This is a genomic window from Pseudomonas sp. R62, from assembly GCF_000257605.1.
GTDB lineage: Bacteria > Pseudomonadota > Gammaproteobacteria > Pseudomonadales > Pseudomonadaceae > Aquipseudomonas > Aquipseudomonas atacamensis.
The window spans coordinates 1,817,377-1,818,673 of sequence record NZ_JH635999.1 but is presented as its reverse complement, the minus strand read 5'-3'; the positions used below and the strand labels follow the sequence as shown (position 1 = coordinate 1,818,673).

Below are 1,297 nucleotides of genomic sequence, written 5' to 3'. Positions count from 1 at the left end.
AGCATTTCGGATTCCCTATTAATTCCGTGTGGAAACCGGCGGCGGCATGGTAGTCGATCAGGCCGCTGATGGGGAGCCGAATCTGCTTTGGTAGGAGCTGCCGGAGGCTGCGATCTTTTGATCTGGTCTTTAACGGGCAAGATCAAAAGATCGCAGCCTTCGGCAGCTCCTACAAGGGTGCGTGTTTGCGTGGCGGAGCGTTTGCAATCCGGGGGTAAGCTTGGCTAATATACGATCCATATACATATCGTATCGGATTCATATATGGGCATCGTAAAAATTTCAGAGGACATGCACGAGAACCTGCGCATTTCCAGCAACGCCCTCAGCCGCTCGATCAACGCGCAGGCCGAGCACTGGATGCGCATCGGCATGCTCGCCGAGCTGCATCCCAACCTCGACCACAGCGCCATTTGCCGCCTGCTGATCCGCGCCGAACAGAACGGCGGACTGGATCTGCAACAACTGACTCAGGAAGCCGTCAGCGCATGAGAAACCAGATCAAGATCAACACGCCGGCCGACATCGAAAAATCCCGCGCTGCCGGCAAACTCGCCGCTGAGGTGCTGGCGATGCTGGTGCCGCATGTGAAGGCCGGGGTGACCACCGATGAGCTGGACCGGTTGTGCAACGATTACATCGTCAATGTGCAGAAAGCCGTGCCGGCCAACGTCGGTTATCACGGCTTTCCGAAAACCGTCTGCGCGTCGGTCAATGACGTGGTGTGCCACGGGATTCCATCGGGTACGCCATTGAAAGACGGCGACATCGTCAACCTCGACATCGCCGTGATCAAGGATGGCTGGTTCGGTGATACCAGCCGCATGTATGTCGTGGGTGAGGCGAGCCCCGAGGCGCAGCACCTGATCAAGACCACTTACGACGCGATGTGCGCGGGCATTCGCGCAGTGAAACCGGGTGCAACGCTGGGCGATATCGGTTACGCGATCCAGAGCCTGGCGGAGGCGGAGGGCTTCAGCGTGGTACGCGAGTACTGCGGCCATGGCATCGGCAAGGTCTATCACGATGAGCCGCAGATCCTGCATTACGGCTTTCCCAATCAAGGGCTAAAGCTCAAGGCCGGGATGATTTTCACCGTGGAACCGATGCTCAATGCCGGCAAACGCCATGTGAAGAACATGCCTGATGGCTGGACGGTGCTGACCAAGGATGGCTCGTTGTCGGCGCAGTGGGAGCATATGGTCGCGGTGACGGAGAGCGGGTTCGAAGTGCTGACGGCTTGGCCGGATGAGATTGAAGGGTACCGGGCCATTGGCTAATACCGTGTCGCCTGCTT

The 1,297-nt window shown here is 58.3% G+C and carries 2 protein-coding genes; both read left to right on the top strand.

What is annotated here, in order from left to right; translation table 11 throughout:
* The first annotated feature begins 264 nt into the window (after positions 1–264).
* Complete coding sequence (locus tag OQK_RS26070; RefSeq protein WP_007918027.1) at positions 265–492, top strand: ParD-like family protein; 228 nt, start codon at positions 265–267, stop codon at positions 490–492.
* Complete coding sequence (map, locus tag OQK_RS26065) at positions 489–1,280, top strand: type I methionyl aminopeptidase (protein WP_016775022.1); 792 nt, start codon at positions 489–491, stop codon at positions 1,278–1,280. Before OQK_RS26070 ends, map begins: the two co-directional genes overlap by 4 nt.
* Positions 1,281–1,297 lie beyond the last annotated feature (17 nt).

Excerpts from the sequence above, each read along its gene's own strand:
- OQK_RS26070 (WP_007918027.1), top strand. The coding sequence starts at position 265 with ATGGGCATCGTAAAAATTTCAGAGGACATGCACGAGAACCTGCGCATT.
- map (WP_016775022.1), top strand. The coding sequence starts at position 489 with ATGAGAAACCAGATCAAGATCAACACGCCGGCCGACATCGAAAAATCC.